The organism is Muricoccus roseus (genome assembly GCF_900141905.1).
Taxonomy (GTDB): Bacteria; Pseudomonadota; Alphaproteobacteria; order Acetobacterales; family Acetobacteraceae; genus Roseomonas; species Roseomonas rosea.
Genome location: NZ_FQZF01000002.1, coordinates 444,745 through 464,956 on the forward strand (window position 1 = coordinate 444,745; position 20,212 = coordinate 464,956).

At 71.8% G+C, this 20,212-nt stretch carries 19 protein-coding genes and 1 tRNA gene; 8 read left to right on the top strand and 12 right to left on the bottom strand.

Annotation, left to right across the window (positions count from 1 at the left end):
• Positions 1–29 precede the first annotated feature (29 nt).
• Together BUB97_RS25405 and ppa are read right to left on the bottom strand one after the other, a co-directional pair.
• The gene (locus BUB97_RS25405) at positions 30–359 is read right to left on the bottom strand and encodes a hypothetical protein (RefSeq protein ID WP_086061802.1); all 330 of its coding nucleotides are present in this window, start codon (positions 357–359) and stop codon (positions 30–32) included.
• Between the two features lie 3 nt (positions 360–362).
• Entirely contained in the window at positions 363–890 is a 528-nt protein-coding gene (ppa, locus tag BUB97_RS02225; RefSeq protein WP_073130924.1) for an inorganic diphosphatase, read from the bottom strand.
• Positions 891–1,050: 160 nt separating this feature from the next.
• Here ppa and BUB97_RS02230 point away from each other — a divergent pair, with 160 nt between their 5' ends.
• Together BUB97_RS02230 and BUB97_RS02235 are read left to right on the top strand one after the other, a co-directional pair.
• On the top strand, positions 1,051–2,304 hold the full coding sequence (locus BUB97_RS02230) for an E22 family MetX-like putative esterase (RefSeq protein WP_245818143.1): 1,254 nt from the start codon (positions 1,051–1,053) through the stop codon (positions 2,302–2,304).
• A 26-nt stretch (positions 2,305–2,330) separates the two neighbouring features.
• Positions 2,331–2,403: transfer RNA gene (locus BUB97_RS02235), tRNA-Ile, on the top strand.
• A 41-nt stretch (positions 2,404–2,444) separates the two neighbouring features.
• Here BUB97_RS02235 and BUB97_RS02240 read toward each other — a convergent pair.
• The 3 genes from BUB97_RS02240 to BUB97_RS02250 form a co-directional block, all read right to left on the bottom strand.
• Entirely contained in the window at positions 2,445–4,994 is a 2,550-nt protein-coding gene (locus BUB97_RS02240) for an AsmA family protein (RefSeq protein ID WP_073130926.1), read from the bottom strand.
• A 19-nt stretch (positions 4,995–5,013) separates the two neighbouring features.
• The gene (locus BUB97_RS02245) at positions 5,014–5,988 is read right to left on the bottom strand and encodes an RluA family pseudouridine synthase (protein ID WP_073130929.1); all 975 of its coding nucleotides are present in this window, start codon (positions 5,986–5,988) and stop codon (positions 5,014–5,016) included.
• Positions 5,989–6,100: 112 nt separating this feature from the next.
• Positions 6,101–6,775 (bottom strand): TIGR02466 family protein, encoded by a 675-nt coding sequence (locus BUB97_RS02250; protein WP_175562534.1) that lies wholly within the window; start codon positions 6,773–6,775, stop codon positions 6,101–6,103.
• A gap of 145 nt (positions 6,776–6,920) precedes the next feature.
• Between BUB97_RS02250 and BUB97_RS02255 the strand changes: the two genes are divergently transcribed.
• Positions 6,921–7,388 (top strand): YybH family protein, encoded by a 468-nt coding sequence (locus BUB97_RS02255; protein ID WP_073130931.1) that lies wholly within the window; start codon positions 6,921–6,923, stop codon positions 7,386–7,388.
• A gap of 41 nt (positions 7,389–7,429) precedes the next feature.
• Here BUB97_RS02255 and BUB97_RS02260 read toward each other — a convergent pair whose 3' ends face one another.
• Positions 7,430–8,851, bottom strand: a complete 1,422-nt coding sequence (locus BUB97_RS02260) for a replication-associated recombination protein A (RefSeq protein WP_086061804.1) — start codon at positions 8,849–8,851, stop codon at positions 7,430–7,432.
• A 61-nt stretch (positions 8,852–8,912) separates the two neighbouring features.
• On the bottom strand, positions 8,913–10,091 hold the full coding sequence (locus BUB97_RS02265) for an MFS transporter (RefSeq protein ID WP_073130935.1): 1,179 nt from the start codon (positions 10,089–10,091) through the stop codon (positions 8,913–8,915).
• Positions 10,092–10,192: 101 nt separating this feature from the next.
• Between BUB97_RS02265 and BUB97_RS02270 the strand changes: the two genes are divergently transcribed.
• Positions 10,193–11,506: an HdeD family acid-resistance protein gene (locus tag BUB97_RS02270; protein ID WP_073130937.1), complete on the top strand. Its 1,314-nt coding sequence runs from the start codon at positions 10,193–10,195 to the stop codon at positions 11,504–11,506.
• A gap of 51 nt (positions 11,507–11,557) precedes the next feature.
• Positions 11,558–12,538, top strand: coding sequence for a Bug family tripartite tricarboxylate transporter substrate binding protein (locus BUB97_RS02275; RefSeq protein ID WP_073130939.1), 981 nt, complete (start codon positions 11,558–11,560; stop codon positions 12,536–12,538).
• A gap of 302 nt (positions 12,539–12,840) precedes the next feature.
• Here the strand turns inward: BUB97_RS02275 and BUB97_RS02280 are convergent, their stop codons facing one another.
• The gene (locus tag BUB97_RS02280; protein ID WP_073130941.1) at positions 12,841–13,686 is read right to left on the bottom strand and encodes a LysR family transcriptional regulator; all 846 of its coding nucleotides are present in this window, start codon (positions 13,684–13,686) and stop codon (positions 12,841–12,843) included.
• 93 nt (positions 13,687–13,779) lie between these two features.
• Here BUB97_RS02280 and BUB97_RS02285 point away from each other — a divergent pair, with 93 nt between their 5' ends.
• Positions 13,780–14,184: a tautomerase family protein gene (locus BUB97_RS02285; protein WP_073130943.1), complete on the top strand. Its 405-nt coding sequence runs from the start codon at positions 13,780–13,782 to the stop codon at positions 14,182–14,184.
• Between the two features lie 4 nt (positions 14,185–14,188).
• Here BUB97_RS02285 and BUB97_RS02290 read toward each other — a convergent pair whose 3' ends face one another.
• The 4 genes from BUB97_RS02290 to BUB97_RS02305 all read right to left on the bottom strand — a co-directional run bounded on the left by BUB97_RS02290 (position 14,189) and on the right by BUB97_RS02305 (position 16,656).
• The gene (locus BUB97_RS02290) at positions 14,189–14,602 is read right to left on the bottom strand and encodes a hypothetical protein (RefSeq protein ID WP_073130945.1); all 414 of its coding nucleotides are present in this window, start codon (positions 14,600–14,602) and stop codon (positions 14,189–14,191) included.
• Positions 14,603–14,625: 23 nt separating this feature from the next.
• Positions 14,626–15,615 (bottom strand): GTP 3',8-cyclase MoaA, encoded by a 990-nt coding sequence (gene moaA, locus BUB97_RS02295; RefSeq protein ID WP_073130947.1) that lies wholly within the window; start codon positions 15,613–15,615, stop codon positions 14,626–14,628.
• 106 nt (positions 15,616–15,721) lie between these two features.
• Entirely contained in the window at positions 15,722–16,477 is a 756-nt protein-coding gene (locus BUB97_RS02300; protein WP_073130949.1) for a sulfite exporter TauE/SafE family protein, read from the bottom strand.
• Complete coding sequence (locus BUB97_RS02305) at positions 16,474–16,656, bottom strand: DUF3553 domain-containing protein (protein ID WP_073131113.1); 183 nt, start codon at positions 16,654–16,656, stop codon at positions 16,474–16,476. Before BUB97_RS02305 ends, BUB97_RS02300 begins: the two co-directional genes overlap by 4 nt.
• A 121-nt stretch (positions 16,657–16,777) precedes the next feature.
• Here BUB97_RS02305 and BUB97_RS02310 point away from each other — a divergent pair, with 121 nt between their 5' ends.
• Together BUB97_RS02310 and BUB97_RS02315 are read left to right on the top strand one after the other, a co-directional pair.
• Positions 16,778–17,386: a histidine phosphotransferase family protein gene (locus BUB97_RS02310; protein ID WP_073130952.1), complete on the top strand. Its 609-nt coding sequence runs from the start codon at positions 16,778–16,780 to the stop codon at positions 17,384–17,386.
• 84 nt (positions 17,387–17,470) lie between these two features.
• The gene (locus BUB97_RS02315; protein ID WP_073130955.1) at positions 17,471–20,200 is read left to right on the top strand and encodes a hybrid sensor histidine kinase/response regulator; all 2,730 of its coding nucleotides are present in this window, start codon (positions 17,471–17,473) and stop codon (positions 20,198–20,200) included.
• The last annotated feature ends 12 nt before the right edge of the window (positions 20,201–20,212 follow it).

The following is a 20,212-nucleotide window of genomic DNA, read 5'->3' on the forward strand; positions in this document are numbered from 1 at the left end:
CGGCCCGATCCCCGGGGGCAGGGGCGGGGTCAGCCGCCGGTCCGCCCGCGTGACCGCCGGAACACCCAGCGGAAGAAGATGACCGCCCAGGCGAGGCCCGTCGGCAGCGCGATGAGGGCGGCCGGGATCATCAGCCAGCCGCCCGCCATGGTCATGCCGTAGAGGCTGGTCCCGATGTCGCCGAACGGCGTCTGGCAGGGCGCGGCCGAGCCACCGATCCGGCAGCCATAGTGGTCGGCCAGGATCAGCCCGGCGGCCCAGAAGGCCGTGGGCGCCCAGCCGACCAGGGTGAGGGCGAGGAGGAGCCATCGCCCCCAGCCCCAGCGGCGCCGGCCGGGGATCTCGGCCGACGCAGCCATGGGTTACTTCTTCGTCGCGGCCGCGATGCCCTGGGTGATCAGCTCCGCCGCCTGCTCGGCGGTGCCCCAGCCCGTCACCTTCACCCACTTGCCCGGCTCCAGGTCCTTGTAGCGGGAGAAGAAGTGCTCGATCGCCTGCTTGGTGATCTTCGGCAGGTCGTCGCAGGTCTTCACATCGGTGAAGAGGGGATGGACCTTGTCATGCGGCACGCAGACGAGCTTCTCGTCCTGGCCCGCCTCGTCCTCCATCAGCAGCACGCCGATCGGGCGGCAGCGGATGACGCAGCCGGGCACCACCGGCGCGGGGGTGAGCACCAGCGCGTCCGTCGGGTCGCCATCATCGGCGATGGTGCCGGGGATGAAGCCATAGGCCGCCGGATAGGCCATGGGGGTGAAGAGGAAGCGGTCCACCATGACCGCGCCGCTCTCCTTGTCCAGCTCGTACTTCACCTGGGACCCCTGGGGGATCTCGACCACCACGTTGATGTCGTGGGGCGGGGCCTTGCCGGTCGGGATCAGGCTCGGATTCATGCGGCGTCGGTCCTGGTTCTGGCGGGGCGCATCGGCGCGAATGGCGACAAAATGTCGCAGCGCCTCTAGCAGCGCCCGGTTCCCGTCGCAAATCGGCCGCTTGCGGCACGCCGCCCCGGCCCGCAGCATGGGCCATGGAACCCAGGGAGGAGAGTGAAGAGTGCCCGTGACCCGTCCCGTGCCCCGCCGCGCCCTGCTGGCGGCGCCTCTTCTCGCGGCGCCTCTGCTGGCGCGCCCCGCCCTGGCCCAGGGCTCGGCATCCGCCCCTGCACCGCCCTCCGCCACTCCGCCTTCCGCGGCGCCCGAGCCCCTGATCGTCCGCAAGCAGGTCTTCGAGGCCGGTGAATACCGCACGCGTGGCGGCGGCACCGTGCCCAATGCGCGGATCGGCTACCAGACCGCCGGCACGCTGAACGCCGCGGGCGACAATGCCGTGCTCATCACCCATTTCTTCTCGGCCAACAGCCATGCCTTCGGCCGCTTCGCCGCCAACGGGCCGCCGGGCTACTGGGACAACATCGTCGGCCCGGGCAAGGCGATCGACACCAACCGGTTCTTCGTCGTGTCCTCGGACACGCTGGTCAACCTGAACCTCAACGACGCCACCACCACCAGCACCGGCCCGTCGAGCCTCGACCCCTCCACCGGCCGGCCCTTCGGGATGAACTACCCCGTCGTGTCGATGCGTGACTTCATCGAGGTGCAGAAGCGCCTGCTCGACAGTCTGGGCGTGAAGCGCCTGGCCCTCGTGGCCGGCCCCTCCATGGGCGCGCTGCAGGCCATCGAATGGGCCTGCGCCTATCCCGAGATGGTGGAGCGCGTGATGCCCGCCGTGGGCACCGGCGAGTTCGACGCCTTCCTCCTGGGCTGGATGGAGATCTGGGAGGTTCCGATCCGCATGGATCCAAACTGGCGGAACGGCGACTATTACGGCCAGGGGCGGGAACCGCCGCACCGCGGCCTGGCCGAAGCGCTGAAGATCGTCACCCTCCAGGCACGGGACCGCGGCTCCCTCGCCCAGTTCGGCCGCCGCCCGATCGACGGCCAGGACCCCGCCCGCAAGATCACGGACGGCTTCGCGGTGGAGCGATTCCTCGATGAGGCCGCCGCGGCCCGTGCCAAGACCGCGGACGCCAACGCCTTCCTCTATCTCACCCGTGCAAACCAGCTCTTCCTGAACGAGTATCCGGACAGTGCCGCGGCGCTGGCGCGGAGCCAGGCGCGCTGGCTGGTGGTGCCGGCGCCGGGGGACCGGATCTTCCCGATCTCCTACAACCGGGACATGGTCGAGATGCTGCGCAAGGCCGGCCGCCCGGTGGAGATGGTGGAGCTGGAGGGGGGCCTTGGCCATCTGGAAGGGGTCGCCAGCATGAACAAGGCCGAGCCGGCGATCCGCCGCTTCCTCGGAACCTGACCCTGTTCTAGAGAAACGCCCGGGATGGGCCGGTAGCTCAACGGTTAGAGCTGGCCGCTCATAACGGCTTGGTTGCGGGTTCGATTCCTGCCCGGCCCATCCCGCGCCTCAACGCTTCGGCGCGTCAGGGCCTCGGCGCGTCAGCGCCCCAGCAGCCCGCGCAGCAGGTCCCCCACTGCGGGCCGGCGCTCGCGCTGCGGCTCGGCCGGGGCGGCGGGCGGCGCGCCCACGGCCGGCGCCTCGCCACGCGCCAGGGCGAGCTGGCCCGCGCAGTCCGGTGCCGGTGCCGCGCCGTTGCGGCCGCCCAGCAGCCCCTCCACCAGCGCCCCGACCGCCGCCGTGTCCTGGTCGTCGGACCGGCGGGCGAGACCACCCAGCACACCGGCCGCGGCCGCCGCGGCCGCGTTCGGATCCACCGAGAAGCGCGGAGTCCCGAATCGCCCGGTGATGCCGAGCGGCGTGGTGAGGGAGACATCCCCCACGCGGATGACGGGGCGCAGGCGGAAGGCCAGGGTCTCGTCCCCCAGATTGGCTGCGCCCGCGCCCGTGGTGCTCGCCACGCCCGTCTGCACCAGCAGCGCACGGGACTGGGCGACGCCGCCGCGCAGATCGAAGCGCAGGGCGAGGCAACGGATCTCGGCGGCGCTGCCCGCCGTGTTCTCCGGCACTACGCCGCGCAGCGCCTGGGTGGCGCCGGCGAGCAGGCGCGGGTCGATCTGTCCGCCCGTCATCGCCAGGCCGAGATGCCCCCCCAGGCTTCCGGCCAGGGCGCGCAGGCCTGCCCCTTCCCCCGTGAGAGACAGGTCCAGCGCCGCACGGCCCGAGACCGGGGAGCGGCTGCCGAAGGCGGCGAGAAGCGCCGCGGGATCGACGCCGCCCTCACCGCTGCGCAGGCTCAAGGCCAGCCGGGGCGCCGCGCCGCCCGCCTCGGCGGAAAGGCTGCCCTGCACGGGCCCGCCCGGCGTGGCCGCCGCGAAGCGCTCGAGCCGCAGGGCCTGGCCCTCCATTACCGCGCGCAGGGAGACATCCCGCCAGTCCGCGCCGCGAAGGCGCAGCATGGCGATGCTTCCCTCCGCATCCAGGGCGAGCTTCGCATCCCGGATGGCGGAGAGGTCGATCGGCGTGTCGGGGATGACGCGGCCATCGGGGCGTGCCGGCGGGGCCTCGGCCGCGAGCGCCGGAGTGGCAGCGGGCGCCGGCGCTGGGGCGGGTGCCGGCGCGGGAGCCGGGGCGGGGGGCCGCGCCGACAGGGCATCCGCATCCAGCCGGTCGAGGCTGGCGCGCAGGGTGACGCGGGGCAGGGGCTCCGCCCGGCGCCAGGCCAGGCTTCCGCGCCCCGCCGCCTCGCGCGCCGCCAGGGTCAAGGCCGGCGCCTCCAGCCCCTCCGGCAGAAGGCGCAGCCGCCCGTCGAGGGCGGCGTCATGCAGGGCGGGGAGCCCGGGCGTGCCCGCGCGGATGCCCAGGGCCTGCAGATCCGCGGCGCGGAGCGAAACCTGCCACTCCGTTCCCTCGATCCGCCAGCCGGGAGCGAGGGCGCCCTCCGCCGTCACGGCCAGCCCCTCCCCCTCCAGCCGCAGACTCAGGGGAAGCGCTCCACTCCCCCGCACGGCGGTGAGGCTCGGCCCCTGGGCCGTGAGGTTGAGGGGAAGCTCCGCGAGGCGAAGCGTGCCGGTCAGCTCCACCGGGGCGTCGGCGGCGGCGGCGGTGAGCTGGGCGGGGCCGATGGCCAGCGCCCGCCCGCCCAGTGGCAAGGTGGCCTCCGCCACGGAGGCGTGCAGGTTGGAAAGCCCGGCACCCCCTGTCTCGGCCACCAGCGAGAGGTTGCGGGCCTCCGGCAGCGTGGTGCCGGGCAGCAGGGGGGCGAGGCGCGCGGCCGTGTCCGCCGTCGCGGCGAGCCGGGCGCGCCAACCATTGGGACGGAAGGGCAGGGCGAGGCTGCCGCTCGCCTCCGCATTCAGCCCGGGCGCGGAAAGCCCGAGGCGGAAGGGCCAGTCCCCCGGCACGTCCTCCAGCAGGGCGGCGAGCGACCCGGTTCCGCCATTTACCGTGGCGGTCACGCCCCGCGCGCTCACCTGGCCCTCGGCCAGGATGGCCTGGTCGGTCCCCCGGAGAGTGAGGCGGGAGAGCTCGACCACCTCCTCCTGCCCCGGCGCCCGCCAGGTCAGGCGGCCACGCTCGATGGTGATGGAATCGACCTCGAAGCCGAAGGGGCGGGAGGGGTTGGCGGGGGCGGGCGCGGTCTGCGGCGCCGCGCCCTCGGGGCGGGCGCGGGCAAACTGCCAGTTGCCCCGGCCCTCGGGCCCGATCTCGAGCAGCAGATCCGGCTCGACCAGCGCCAGCCGGCGGATCTCCACCTGGCGAGAGAGGAGGGGGAGGAGGGCCAGCTCCGCCTCGATCCGGCGGGCGCGCAGCATCTCGGGCCGGGAGAAGCCGGGCGGGTTGGCCAGCACCGGATCCTCGATTCCGATGGTGGGAATCAGGGCAGGGCGGATGGTGAGGGCACCCAGGGTGAGGCGCCGCCCCGTCGCGGCCTCCACGGCCGCCTCCACGCGGGGCCGGATGGCATCGGAGCGGAGCGCCGCCCAGAGCACGCCATAGGCGGCCAGGGGCAGGCCGACCACGAGGAGCCCCAGGGCGATGAGCCAGGGGCGCAGCCGGCGGAGGCGCCCGGGGCGCGCGGGCTGGGTCATGGTCGGGCTCCCTGGAAGGTCAGCGCGTGCGCTTGGCGGGCGGCGTGCGCGGTCGGTCGAAGCCGAGGAAGGCGAAGCTCTCGTTCATATGGGGCGGCAGGGGCGCCGAGACGGAGAGGGTGCCGCCCTCGGGATGCGGCAGCTCGATCGAGCGGGCATGGAGGTGGAGAAGGTTCGACATCCCCTCCAGATGCGCCGCCGCCCCGCCATACTTGCCATCCCCCAGGATGGGGCATTTCAGCGCCGCGGCGGCATGGACGCGGAGCTGGTGGGTGCGGCCGGTGAGCGGGTGCATCTCCAGCCAGGAGACGTGCTTGCGGGCATTGTCCACCACGCGGAAGTCCGTGATGGCATGGGCACCCTCCTCGCCCTCCTCGGCCGGGGCGGTCCGTTCCCCCCTGGGCCCGCCCTGCTTCGCGAGCGGCATGTTGATCCGGCCGGCCAGGGGATGCGGGCGGCCGACGACCAGGGCCCAATAGGTCTTCTCCGCGTCGCGGCTGCGGAAGGCGGAGGCGAGTTTCGAGGCCGCCGCGGCGCTGCGGGCCAGGAGAAGGACGCCGGAGGTGTCGCGGTCCAGCCGGTGCACCAGACGCGGCCGCTCCTCATGGCCGAAGCGCAGGGCGTCGAGCATGCCATCGAGGTGGCGGGCGATGTTGGGGCCGCCCTGCACGGGCAGGCCATGCGGCTTGTTCAGCGCGATCACCGAGTCGTCCCGATAGATCACCATCCGCTCCAGCTCCGCCGCGTCGCGCTCGGAGACGGCGGGGCGTTCGGGCCCGGGCGGCGGCGCCTCGGGCATGGGCGGGACGCGGACCTGCTGCCCCGGGGTCAGGCGCGTGCCGGTCTCCGCCCGCTTGCCGTCCACGCGGACCTGGCCGGTGCGCAGCATCTTCTGCAGCGCACCCTGGGTGAGGTGGGGGTGATGGCGGCGGAACCAGCGGTCGAGGCGGAGATCGGCCTCATCCTCGGCGACGGTGATCAGGGCGGCGGGCATGAGGGCGGAGGTAGCGATGCCGGGCCCTCGCGTCGAGTTCCGCCTGGGGCCAGGAACGCCATTCCGGGCCGCTGGGGCGGGATTCGCCCGCCGGAGGCGGGCAAAAGGCCACTCAGACCGAGAAGTTGAACCCCACCGAGATACGTGGCCGCGTGCCGTGGTAGCGGCGCACGGCATGGACCAGCCAGGCCGGGAAGATCAGCATCGTGCCCGTTTCGGGGGTCACATAATCGGTCAGCCCGGCGCTGAGACAGCCAGGAATGGCCATGCGGATCTGCGGGGCGAAGAAGCTGGGCAGGATGCCGCGGGGGTCGTGGATCTCGAACTCCCCGCCCGGCCCGTCCCCGGCATCCACCCAATACACACCGGACCAGAAGGCGCCGGGGTGGTGGTGGGGGTGGTTGGCATGGCCTTCCGCATTCACATTGGCCCAGGCGTTGCTGCGCCATTCCGGCTTGCCCCCGCGGGAATCGCCCTCGGCGGTCTTCAGGCCGGTGAAGCCGTTGATCAGGCCGGTCGCCGCTTCCAGCAGGGCATCGCCCGCGGGACCGCACCAGGACCAGAAATCGTCCTCGGACTGCCAGCCGCCATCATTGTTGCGCTGCACGCCCGGCGCCCCCGCCGCGCGTTCCAGGATGGTGCGGCGGAGATGCTCGTTCAGCTGGGCCGCCTCGTTCACCGGGGCGATCAGGAGCGGGGTGGGGAAGATGTGGCGCAGGCGGAACGCCTGGGCGCTGAAGGAGAGCGGCTCGACCGGAAAGAGGTCGGGCGTGGGTCCTAGGTCCATGGCAGCATCCTGCGGCTCGTCGCCGCAAGATGGGGCGGGGAGAGCTATCGGAAGGTTAACGGGCGGTGCCCGGCATACGCGGCGGGGCTTTGCACGCGGTCCGCCCGCGCGTCTGATGCGGCCGAAGTCGGGAAGAGGATTCCGCATGTCCGTGAAGGCCGCAGCCGCCGTCGATCCGCAGGACCTCGCCCTGGTGCGCGACTGGTTCCGCCAACTCTCCGAGCATGTCCGCGTGGTCGATTTCGCGCCCGCCCGCGCGCTCTTCGCCGAGGATGCCATCGCCTTCGGCACCTATAGCGACTTCCTCCATGGCCGAGACCGGATCGAGCAGGAGCAGTGGCGCAAGGTGTGGCCGACCATCGACGGCTTCACCTGGCGGCTGGAGGGGGTGCAGGCGGTGGTCTCGCCCGACCGGCTGCACGCTACCGGGATGGCGGTCTGGGACTCGACGGGCTACCGGCTGGACGGCTCCCCCTTCGACCGGCGCGGGCGGGCGACCGTCGCCCTGGCGCGGGAGCGGGTGGGCGATCCCTGGGTCGCGACGCACACGCATATGTCGCTCTTCCGCGGCACGCCGGACGTGTCGCATGGGGCCAAGCCGTCCAGGAGCTGAGAGGAGGCGCGGGGCCTCTGCGGCAGGCCGGGCGGCCCGGCTCAGCGGTGCCCGCGCCGGCGTGCCCAGAACTCCAGGCGCTTGCCGATGTCCCGCTCGAAGCCGCGCGGGGTCGGCTGGTAGAATTCCGGCCGGTTCTGCCCCGCCAGCGGCTCGGGGAAGAATTCCTGGCCGGCGAAGGCATCGGGCTCGTCATGGTCGTAGCGATAACCGGCACCATGGCCGAGCTCCGCGAGCAGCTTCGTATGCGCATTCAGGATGTGAAGCGGCGGCTGTAGGCGCGCCGTGCGCTCCGCCACGCGGAGGGCCTCGCTGAAGGCCAGGTGGGTGGCGTTGGATTTGGGGGCGGTCGCCACATAGACGATCGCCTGCCCCATGAAGAGATGCGCCTCGGGCCAGCCGATCCGGCGGAAGGCGTCCCAGGCGGCCAGCACCTGAGGCAGGGCCTGCGGGTCCGCCATGCCCACATCCTCCGAGGCGGCGCAGGCCAGGCGGCGGAAGATGGTGGGCGCCGTCTCCTCGCCCATCACCATCATACGGGCGGCGTAGTAGAGCGCGGCCTGCACATCCGAGCCGCGCAGCGACTTATGGAAGGCGGAGAGCAGCCCGTTCAGCTCGCTGCCCCGGTCGCCGGTGATGGTGGGGGAGATCTGGCTGTCATGCTCGGCGCGCTCCGCCTCGAAGCGGGCGGGGCGGCGGGAGAGGAGGGCGGGCAGGTCCTGCGGCGCGAGGGGGGCCGTGCCCTCCGGTAGGGCGAGGAGCTGCTCGGCCATGTTCAGGAGGTTGCGGCCATCGCCATCGGCCAGGCCGCGTAGGGCGGTGCGCGCCTCGGGCCGCAGCGGCAGGGCATGGCCCGTCTCCGCCTCGGAGCGGGCCAGCAGCAGCTCCAGCGCGGTGTCATCCAGGCGCCGGAGCGTGAGGACGCGGCAGCGCGAGAGCAGGGCGTTGTTCAGGGCGAAGTTCGGGTTCTCGGTCGTCGCGCCGACTAGGACGATTGTGCCGTCCTCCACCACCGGCAGGAAGCCGTCCTGCTGCGCGCGGTTGAAACGGTGAATCTCGTCCACGAACAGCAGCGTGGCCTGGCCGTTGCTGCGGCGCGCGCGGGCCTCGTCGAAGGCGCGCTTGAGGTCGGCCACGCCGCTGAAGACGGCGGAAAGGGCGGCGAAGCGCAGCCCGGCCGCCTCGGCCAGCAGGCGGGCGATGGTCGTCTTGCCCACCCCGGGAGGCCCCCAGAGGATGAGGGAGGCCAGCGCCCCCCGGTCGAGCATGCGGCGGAGCGCGCCCTCGGGGCCGAGGAGATGCTCCTGGCCGACCACCTCCTCCAGGTTGCGCGGGCGAAGCCGGTCGGCCAGCGGGCGCAGGGCGCCGCCCGGCGGGGCCTCGGCCGGTGTACCGGCCGGTGTATCGGTGGCGGGGTCCGCCCCGAAAAGGTCCTGGGCGGTATCGGTGCGGCGGGGCGGCATGGGGCGGAGAATAGGCCAGGACGCGCCCGGCTTCAGCCCCGCCAGCTCAGCCTCTCCGGCTTCACCCCCGCTCGGGCGCCCCGCGGCGCTCCCGGCGCGAGGCGGCCAGCGCCACCGCCATGAAGGCGGCGCAGGCCAGGGCGACGAAGATGGGCAGGCCATGGCGCGTGGCCTGCATCGCGGCGCCGGCGAGCACCGGGCCCGCGAGCGCGCCCGCGCCCCACATCAGCCCCATGGCGGCATAGATGCCGACCAGCTCCCCACCGCTGAAGCGGCTGCCGATGATGGTGAGCATCATCGTGTAGATGCCGACGAAGGCACCGCCCCAGACGAAGAGGAGGGCGTAGATGGCCCAGGGGTTCTGCAGCGCCCAGGGCCAGACGAGGGCGCCCAGGGCCGCGAAGCCGGCCAGCGCCACGATCAGCGCCTCACGGTTCACCTTGTCGCCGATCCAGCCGATCGGAAGCTGCAGCACGATGGCGCCGAACATCATGCAGGACATGAGCTGCGTCGCCTCTGCCTCCGCCCAGCCCAGGCCGACGGCATAGATGGCGAGGAAGGACAGGCCCGCCGTCTCCACCGCGGCGTTCAGCGTGGTGGCGGCGATGGCGACGGGGGCGAGGGCGAGGAAGCGCAGCGGGTTGGAATGGGCGGCATGGTCCACCCCGGGCTCCTGGACACGGGGAGAAGCGACGAGCAGTGCGGCCGCGGCCGTGAGGATTGCGCCGATGATGTAGGGCAGGGCGCCACCCGTGCCGACGAGCGACAGGATCAGCGGACCAAGGGCGAAGCCGACGGACAGGGCCGCGGTGTAGGCACCCATGGCGCGGCCGCGCGTGTTCTCGGTGCTGAGGCTGTTCAGCCAGGTCTCGGACAGCACGAACAAGGTTTCGGAGGCAGCGCCCAGCAGCAGCCGCAGGGGAAACCAGAGCCACACCAGCGGCGCGGCTGGGAACAGGACGAGGATGAGGGCGGCGAGCACCAGGGATCCGACCACGAGGCGGCGCATTCCGGTCCGTGGCACGATCCGCGGCAGCAGGAATGCCATGACGAGCACGCCGATGGCGTGCATGGCCGCATTCGCCCCGATCATCCCTTCCCCGAAGCCGAGCTCCGCCAGGTCGAGCGCGATAAGCGCCGCGCTGAGGCTGTAGGTGAGGCCGAAAATCATGGCCGTCACGATCACCGCGCCCTGCGAAAGAAGGTCGGGCGCCCGCGGCTCGGGACTGGAAGGGTGCAAGGGCGGAATCCTCGTCGGGCTCGTTGCAGGGTTGCATGTGATGGTCGAATGTTCCAGGCGGTGGTCCCCCGCCGCGCATGGAGGGATGACGAGGCGAGACGATGATCCGGCTTCTGCTGCTTCTCCTGGGCTCCGAACTGATCCAGCGGCGATGGCGCGCCCTCGCCACGTTGGGCCTTCTCTGGGCGGCGATCGGACTGGCCATCCTCATCGACGCGCTGGACGGCGACACGGTCATCCAGCCGCATTATTTCGGCTACCTGCTGCTGCTGGAGGGCGTGGTCGCGCTCGGCGCGGCCATGGCGGCGGTCTCGCGACGGGGATACCGCTTCGCCCGCGCGGCGGTGCTGGTCATCCCTTCCGTCGCCATCATCCTGCAGCCCACCCATGGCAACCTGATCATCGCGATCCTGCTCGGGATCGTCCTGCTGGTGGATGGCGGGTTCCGGATCGCCAGCGCGCATGTCGTGCGCTTCCGCGGCTGGAAATGGTCGCTTGGCGCGGGTGTCGTGGAGGTGCTCTTCGCCATCGGCACGCTGCAGCCCTGGCCGACGGGCTATGAGGGGACGATCGGCGTCAATGTGGGCGCGCTGCTGATCGTGGGCGGGCTGGCGACGCTGCGGATCTCGCTACGCCTGCGGCGAATGCCGCCGGGCGCGCCGATCTCCGTTCTGCTCGGCGCAGCCATGCCGGCGGCGGCCTGGGCGCGGCAGGCCGCGGATGCGGATGAGTCCCGCGGCGATCTGATCGTGCATGTCTGGACCCCCGCGGGCTCCGCCGGGACGGTCGCGTGGCGGCCGATCGTGGACCGCTACGTGGCAGCCGTGGATCCGAACGGCGTCATCTCCACCGGCCATGCCGCGCTGGAGCTGAAGCCCGATCTCTATATCAGCCACTACCCCGCCCAGGAAATCGACCGCTCGCCGGACGACTTCGCCCGCGTGCTGCGCGCAGGGCGCGAAAACGACGTGCCCGGGCGCTTCCAGCCGAGCTATGCGCAGGAGGCGGCCGGATGGTGCGAGGCGACGGAACATGTGCGCTTCAGCCGCTTCGACCCCGAGCGGCTGCGCGCCTTCTGGCGCGAATACGGCGCGGACAACACCTACAATCTCACCAACCGGAACTGCTCGAGCGTGGTGGCGCAGGCACTGGACGCCGCGCTGGAGGGCGCGCTGGGCCGCGACGGCCGCCCCTGGCGGGCCGGGTTGCAGGCCATGCTAAGCCCGGATCTCTGGGCGGCCGGCGTGTTGCGGCGACGGGCGGAATCCATGGCCTGGACGCCCGGCCTGGTGCTCGACTACGCGCGGCTCCTCCAGATCGTGGTGGAACCCGAGCCGGAGATCTCCGTGCCGGCCTGGCTGCGCTGGATGCGCAGGTCCGCCCCGGCGGATGGATTGCGTGCAGGGGAGCATTAACCGGCAGCGCCGATCCTGCCGCCGCGCTAGAAGCCCCGCAGGAGGACTGCCATGACCAACACCACCCGCCGGGCCCTGGGCGCCGGCCTGCTCGCCCTGCCCGCGCTGCGCATACGCCCGGCGTCTGCCCAGGGCGGATATCCCAACCGGCCGATCCGCTTCCTCGCCCCCTACACACCGGGCGGCGGGGTGGACACGACGGCGCGACTCCTTGCGGGGCCAATGGGCGCGGCGCTCGGCCAGCCCGTGGTGGTGGAGAACCGGCCTGGCGCCGGCGGCAGCCTCGGGGCGGGCGAGCTCGCCCGTTCGGCGCCCGATGGGCACACCATCATGGTCGATGCTCTGGCGCATGTGGTGAACCCCTTCGTGCTGAAGGGGCTGCCTTTCGATTACGCCCGCGCCTTCGCCTATATCAGTCAGGTGGTCGTGCTGCCGCAGATGCTGGTCGTGGATCCGGCCAAGGTTCCGGCAAGGACGCTGCCCGAGTTCATCGCCTGGGCGAAGGGCAAGCCCGATCTGTCCTACGGATCCTCCGGCAACGCCACGGCCGCGCATCTCGCGGCCGCGCTGCTGCTGCAGCGGGCAGGGCTGGACATTCAGCACGTTCCCTATCGCGGCGGCACCGCGGCGCTGCAGGACCTGATGAGCGGCAGCACCGTTTTCGTCTTCGGCACCGTGTCCTCCTCCCTCCAGCTCGTCCGGGACGGAAAGCTGCGCGCGCTGGGCGTGACCACCGCGCAGCGCATCGCGCCGTTGCCGGACCTGCCCACCATCGCGGAGCAGGGCTTCCCCGGCTACGAACTGAACGAGTGGAACGGCCTCTATGCCCCGGCCGGAACGCCCGGGCCGGTGGTGGCCAAGCTCTACGAGGCCGCCAAGGCAGCGCTGGCGGATGCGGCGGTCAAGCAGCGGCTGGACGCCCTCGGGGCCATCCCGGTCGGCACCGATCCTGCCACCTTCGCGGCCTATGTGGCGGACCAGCGCCGCATCATGGCCGAGATCGTGCAGAGCGCGAAAATCGAGATCGGCTGACGGATGGGCTTGCCCTTGATCCGGGCCAGCTTGCTTTCGGTCTGAGCTGACGGTCTGTCCCGGGGAGAGGAAGAAGGAATTCTTCCTCTCCCCGGACTCCTCACCATCATCTTCTCTTGGAAGTTTGGAATCACTCGGCTGACGGTGCGCCTGAGGTCATCGACCTCAGGCGACTGCAAACGCAGGAAGGGCACCCTCAACAGGAGACCCCTTCGATCCGGGGTATCCACGGCAGTCAGACGGGGTTCCAAGGGCCTCAGGCCCTTGGCGGGTGAGGGCGGAGCCCTCGACAGGAAGCCAAATCAAGACCCGAGCGCGGAGCGGATCCCGGCCGCCAGGGCTCGCAGCACGGCGCTCGCCTCCTGTGTTCCGGCGCGGCCAAGCAGGACGATCTCGGAGGCCGGGAGGCGCGGCAGGCCGAGGGACGGGCCCAGATCCGGCGCGCCGCCAGCGCTGATCCGTCCCATGGGCGCGAGGCCCAGCCCTGCTTGTGCCCCTGCCAGGAGCATGGCGCAGCTGCCTCCGCGATAGGCTTCGCGCCAGTGGCGGCCTGCCGCCTCCAGCACCCGTTCGGCCGCGGCGCGCACCCCGCAGGGCGGGGCCAGCAGCGCGAGGGGCACGGGAGCGCCATCCGGCAAGGTGAAATCCGGGGCTCCGCGCCAGCCCAGCGGATCCTGCCCGAGAACCTCGCCCTCCGAGCCGCCAGCCTCGCGGCGCAGGATGACCGCGTCCAGCTCTCCTTCCTCGAACGCCTCCCGGAGGGGGATGGAGGCGCCGCTCCGCAGCTCGAGCACCGCCCCGGACGGAAGGGCGGCGCGCAGGCGGGCCAGCATGGCGGGAAGGCCGAGCCCGACGGCGTGGTCGCTCAGCCCGACCGAGACACGGGCGGCGGGGCGGTCGGCCGGGTACAGGGCGGCGTCATGGGCGGCGAGCAGCGCCCGGGCGCGCGGAAGAAAGGCGGCTCCTTCGGCCGTGGGGCGGACGAAGCGGGGCGAGCGGTCGAGCAGGCGGCGGCCGAGGCGGGATTCCAGCGCCTTCAGCCGCGTGCTGACGGCGGGCTGCACCGTGCCCGCCGCTTCGGCGGCACGGGTGAGGTTCCCGAACTCGACGGCGAGGATGAAGAGGCGGACGGATTCCAGGTCGAGCATGATTTCGGAAGGCTATGATGAAACCAGTCGATCATAGAATTCCAAGATTGTGAGGGCTGGGTGAAACAGGGGCCGTTCTCGGAGGAACTGGCCATGCCCATGATCGTGATCCGTTACGCCACCCCGCAGGAGAAGTCGGGAACCCGGCCCGCCCTGGCCGCTCTCGCCTCGATGCTGGCCGCGCGGGAACTGGGCAAGGACCCCGCCGTGACGGCCGTGTTGGTGGAGCGCGCGGACCCGGCGGACTGGTTTGTGGCGGGGCGCAGTCTGGCGGAGCAGGGGCTCGCGGCCTTCTGGCTGGACATCAAGATCACCGCCGGCACCAACACCAAGGGCGAGACCACGGGCTTCGTCCGGGCGGTGTTCCCGGAGATAGAGGCGCTGCTCGGGCCGCTGCACGAGGAAAGCTATGTGCTGGTGCATGCGGCGGATGGCCATGCCTATGGCTATGGCGGGAGAACCCAGGAGGGACGCTGGGCCGCAGCGAAGCCCGGCTAGAAGGTCAACGGCGCGGGCCGCCCAGCCTGGGCTCCATGCGGCGGCCCCCGTCGCGCCCGGCTTCGGGATAGGCCGGGGGCGGGGGGATGGGGGGAGTCATCCGTGGCGCCCGTTCCTCACGGAAGGCGGGCTCATGGCGGGCCAGCACCGGGGGGTCGTCATAGGTTTCCTCGGCGGGGCTGGTGCGGCGCCGCAGCGCGGCGGGCTCCGGGAGGCGCAGGGCGAGGCTGCGGATTTCCTGCTGCACATCGTCGAGCTGGGCCTCGATCGCGTCCAGCCGCGACTTCAGGCCGAAGACGCTGAAGGGCATCATCAGGAAGGCGGCGAGGAAAAGCAGGCCGAGGAGCAGGACGACGAGGCCGCTCCATTCCGGCAGGCCCGGAATGGCGAGCCTGGTGACGAATTCCGAATCCAGCACGCCGTGCCGTTCCCTTGCCTGGGTTACCCGCCGGTCACGCTCATATGGCGGCCGACCGAGGGACGCTGCTCCCGCCCGATGACGAAGTCATGCCCCTTCGGCTTGCGGGCAATGGCGGAGAGGATGACTTCCCGCAAGCCCGCATCATCGACCGAGGGGTCGCGGAGCGGGGCGCGCAGGTCCGCCGCATCCTCCTGGCCCAGGCACATGTACAGGGTGCCGGTGCAGGTCAGCCGCACGCGGTTGCACGATTCGCAGAAGTTGTGGCTCATCGGCGTGATGAAGCCGATCCGCCGGCCGGTCTCCTGCACCGTCTCGTAACGGGCGGGCCCGCCTGTCTGGTGGGTGCTGGGCAGCAGGGTCCAGTTCTGCGCGATGCGGCGGCGGACGGTGGAGAGGGGCAGGTACTGGTCCGTCCGGTCGCCCGAGATGTCGCCCATCGGCATCGTCTCGATCAGCGTCAGGTCGAAGCCATGCTCGCCGCACCAGGCGATCATGCGGTCGTATTCGTGCTCGTTCACGCCCTTCAGCGCCACGGCATTGATCTTCACCCCCAGCCCGGCGGCTTTAGCGGCGAAGATCCCGTCCAGCGTCTGCTCCAGCTTTCCCCAGCGCGTGACCGCGGCGAAGGTGTCCGGGTCCAGCGTGTCCATGGAGACGTTGATGCGGCGGACGCCGGCCTTGAACAGGTCCTCGGCCATCTTCGTCAGCTGGGTGCCGTTGGTGGTCACGGTGAGCTCGCGCAGGCCCCCATCGCCAATCCGGCGGCCGAGGCCCTGAAAGAGCTGCATCACGCCACGCCGGACCAGGGGCTCGCCGCCCGTGAGGCGAATCCGGTCCACGCCCAGGTCGATGAAGGCGCCGCAGAGCCTTTCCAGCTCCTCCAGGGTGAGGAGGTCCTTCTTCGGCAGGAAGGTCATGTCCTCCGCCATGCAGTACACGCAGCGGAGGTCGCACCGATCCGTCACCGAGACGCGGAGGTAGGAGATCCGTCGGCCGAACGGATCGAGCATGGCTGGGGGCGCTCCTGGAACAGAGGAGAGATTTGGGCCTCCGACCCCTGTTTGCGCAAGAGCCGGCGGGAACGCCCGGCCCCAACAGCCCCTATCCGAACAGCCTTTACCCGAAGAGGGCGATGCCGCCGGCCGCGATGAGCGCCCCGAAGGCGAAGCGGCGGTACCAGGCCACCGGGATCACATGGAAAAGCCGGGCGCCGAAGCGGACGCAGACGAGGAGCACTGGCAGCAGGGCGGCCGAGCGGAGCAGGGCAGGGGCATCGACCAAGCCGGCGAGGAGGGGCGGGATGATCGAGGCGATGCCGATCACCCCGAAGAAGAGGATGAAGTTGGCCCGGTGCCGCCGGGCCTCCTCCGGCCCCGAGAGGAAGTAGAGGATGACGGGCGGGCCGGACATGCCGGTGGAGCCCTTAAGCAGCCCGCTGATCGCACCGACGACGAGGTTGAGGCTCAATGGCCTGGCCCCGTGATAGCGCCAGGGGGAGAGCAGGATGAAGCCGAAGACGAGCACGAGTGCCCCGATCGCGCGGCGGAGGCTGACCCCGTCGGCCGCGAGCAGGACGAGCGAGCCCAGCGGCATGGCGATGATAGCCGCGAGGCCGATCGGCACGACCATGCGCCGGTCCGCCTCCCCGATCGCGCGCGGGAGGAGCTGGGCGGAGACCACCAGTTCCACCAGCAGCACGATGGGCACCCCGGCCCGCGGGCCCCAGAGGGTGGAGAAGACGGGCGCGAGGAGGATGGCGGTCCCGAAACCGGAATAGCCGCGCATGAGCCCCGCGACGGCGGTTGCCAGGGCGGCGAGGAGGAAAGCCGGGTTCAGGACCGACTCGGCCGCCACGGTGAGGAGTTCGCTCAAGCCCCCGGCCCGTCCACGATATCCAGGGTTGTGTTGGCCGTGTTGATCAGCAACTTTCCCGCGTGCTCGAAATTCACGGTCACGCGATCGCCCACCACGGATTGGACCTGGCCGATGCCCCAGTCAGGACGTGCGGGGTGCTGCACCGTCTGCCCTGGCTCGAAGATGCTGTCCGGCATGGCTTGGTTCGCCCCCTGTCGCATCGGCCGGGCACCAGGGCTGCTTTCCCTCGCCTCGAGGCTTTACTAGCCATCAAGCAGGGCGGGCGCACAAGCGGCATGCCCCTTCAGGAGCGCCCTTATGGATGTGGTTACCCTGGCGCAGGACATGTGCGCGCGGATCTGTCACGACCTGGGCGGTCCGCTCGGGGTGTTGTCGGGCGCGCTCGACCTGGCCGAGGTGGCGCCGGACGAGGCGCTCTCCGTGGCGCGTGAGGGGGCGGAGGCCATGCGGCGCCGCCTGCGGCTATGGCGCGCGGCGGCGGGGGCCGGTACCGGCCCCCTCGGCCGGGAGGGAATGGCGGAGCTGCTCGACGGCGCGCTGGCAAACGGGCGCGTGACCGTGGATCTCTCAGGTCTGCCGGACGAACCCCTGCCGGCCCCCCTTGCCCAAGCCGCGCTGGTCGCCGCCATGATGGGCGGGGAGGCTCTGCCGCGTGGCGGGGTGGTGCATCTGGCCGGGGGGGAGTCGGGACTGGCCGTCTGGCCGGAGGGCCGCGGCGCCGCCTGGCCGACCGCCCTGACGGCGGTGTTGGCGGGGCAGGCCGTGGCCGGCCCGCGGGACGTGCTGGCGCCGCTGCTGGCGCAGGTCGCCCAGGCTGCCGGAATGCACATGACCCTCGCCCTCGGCGGCAACGAGGCGATCGCGCCGCTCACGCTGCTGCCCGCGGGGGCATCGGACAAGGCCTGACGCGCCGCGCCCGGAGGGGGCGGCTTTACGGAATCTTCGTGTCCAGCGGCGATCCTGACGGAACAGACCGATCGCGGGGTTCCGATGGACGACTTGATCGCCGACTTCCTGACCGAGACGGGCGAGGGGCTGGCCGGGCTGGATGCCGCCCTGCTCCGCCTGGAGAAGCACCCGGACGATCCGCAGACGATCGGCGAGATCTTCCGGCTGATCCACACGATCAAGGGCACCTGCGGCTTCCTCGGTCTCTCCCGCCTGGAGAAGGTGGCCCATGCCGGGGAGAACGTGCTCGGCCGCTATCGCGACGGCTCGCTGCCCGTCACCTCCGAGGGCGTCTCGCTGATCCTGCGCGTCGTGGACCGGGTGCGGGAGATCATGGGCGGGCTGGAGGCCACCGGGGCCGAGCCGGCCGGCGATGACTCCGCCATTATCGCGGAGCTGGATGCGGTGTTCGCGGGCAAGGCGCTGGCTGCGGAAGCCGCGCCGGAACCGGCCGCGCCCGTGGCGGCCGAAGGGGGCAAGGCACGACGGAGCCGGGCCAAGCCCGCGGCGGCCAAGCTGCCCGAGACCATGGCGGAGCCACTCGCCCAGGCGCAGCCCGTGACGAAGGCGACGAAGACGACGGCGGCGAAGGCCAGCCCCGCGCGGCCGCGGCGCAACGCCGCGCCGAAGGTGGTGGAGGCCCCGCCCGCCGAGGCGGTCGCGCGGCCCGAGCCCACTCCGGCCCCCGCCGCCGTGGCCACGGCCGCCGCGCCGGATGCCGCTGCGGCCCCGGCGGGCGAGGCCGTGGCGGTCGCCCAGACGCTCCGCGTGAACGTGGATGTGCTGGAAAGCCTGATGACGCTCGTCAGCGAGCTGGTGCTCACGCGCAACCAGCTCCTGCAGCTTTCCCGTGCACGGGAGGACAGCGCGCTGACCGGGCCGCTGCAACGGCTGTCGCACATCACCTCCGAATTGCAGGAGGGCGTGATGAAGACGCGCATGCAGCCGATCGGCAATGCGTGGAAGGGCCTTCCGCGGCTGGTACGCGATCTCGCGCGCGAGCTGGGCAAGAAGATCGAGCTGGACATGCGCGGCGCAGAGACGGAGCTGGACCGTCAGGTGTTGGAGATGATCCGCGACCCGCTGACCCATATGGTCCGCAACTCCGGCGACCATGGGCTGGAAGGCCCGGCCGAGCGGCGCGAGGCCGGAAAGCCGGAAGCGGGCCGCATCACCCTCGATGCCTATCACGAGGGTGGCCACATCATCATCGAGGTGGGCGATGACGGGCGCGGCCTGCCCGTGGAGAAGATCCGCGCCAAGGCGCTCGCCCAGGGCCTGGCGACGGAGCAGGAGCTGGCGGGAATGGGGGAGCGCGACATTCAGCGCTTCATCTTCCGCGCCGGCTTCTCGACGGCGGCCGCCGTGACCTCGGTCTCCGGCCGGGGCGTCGGCATGGACGTGGTGCGCACGAATGTCGAGAAGATCGGCGGCACCATCGACCTGCGCTCGCGCGAGGGGAAGGGCACGACCTTCCTCATCAAGATCCCGCTCACCCTCGCCATCGTCTCCGCCCTGATCGTCGAGGCCGGGGGCGAGCGCTTCGCCATTCCGCAGATCGGCGTGGTGGAGCTGGTGCGCGCGGGCGACGGCGTGACCCACATCAAGGACGCGCCGGTGCTCCGGCTGCGCGACCGCCTCTTGCCGCTGGTCTCGCTCTCCCGCCTGTTGCGGCTGGAGGACAAGCCGGATGCGGAGCATGGCGGCTTCGTGGTGGTCACGCAGGTCGGCCAGAACCTGTTCGGCATCATCGTGGACCGCGTCTTCGACACGGAGGAGATCGTGGTGAAGCCGGTGGCGCCCATCCTGCGCCATGTGACGATGTTCAGCGGCAACACCATCCTCGGCGACGGCAGCGTCATCATGATCCTCGACCCCAACGGGATCGCGCGGGCGACCGGCGTGGGCGCCGAGGGCGTGCAGGAGGACCGGCGCGGCGCGGCGGTCACGAGCACCTCCTCCACCGAGAAGATGTCCCTGCTCCTCTTCCGCGCGGGCAGCGGCGGGCCGCGTGCGGTGCCGCTGGGCCTGGTCGCGCGGCTGGAGGACCTGCCGGCCGAGCGCATCGAGATGTCGCATGGCCAGCCCGTGGTGCAGTACCGCGGCGCGCTGATGCCGCTGGTGCCGATCAGCGATGGCTGGGTGCCGCCGGAGCCGGGTGGCCGCCAGGCCGTGCTCGTCTTCAACGATGGCGGGCGGGCCATGGGGCTGGCGGTCGATGAAATCCTCGACGTCGTCGAGGAAACGCTGAAGATCGAGAGCGGGCAGGAGCGGTCGGGCTATCTCGGCACGGCCGTGATCGCGGGCCGCGCGACCGAGGTGATCGACTGCGCCTGGTGGCTGCGTCAGGCCGGGGAGGACTGGTTCGGCCCGCAGCGCCCGGCGGATGCGCGCCGCACCCGGCTCCTGGTCGTGGAGGACAGCGCCTTCTTCCGCAACATGCTCGTCCCCGCCCTCGGTGCCGCCGGCTTCGAAGTGGTGGCGGCTGCCAGCGGCACACAGGCGCTGAAGCTGCGAGAGGCGGGCGAGTGCTTCGATGCCATCGTCTCGGATATCGAGATGCCGGAGCTGGACGGGCTCGGGCTCGCGCGGGCCGCGCGGGATGGCGGACCCTGGCACGACACCCCGCTGATCGCCCTGACCTCGCACACCGACGACGCGGCCGTGCGGCGGAGCCGCGATGCGGGCTTCGACCGCCATGTGCCGAAGTTCGACCGCGACGCGCTGCTCGACGTGCTGCGCGGCTGCCTTACCCCCAATGCGCTGCACTGAGTGGAGCCCGCC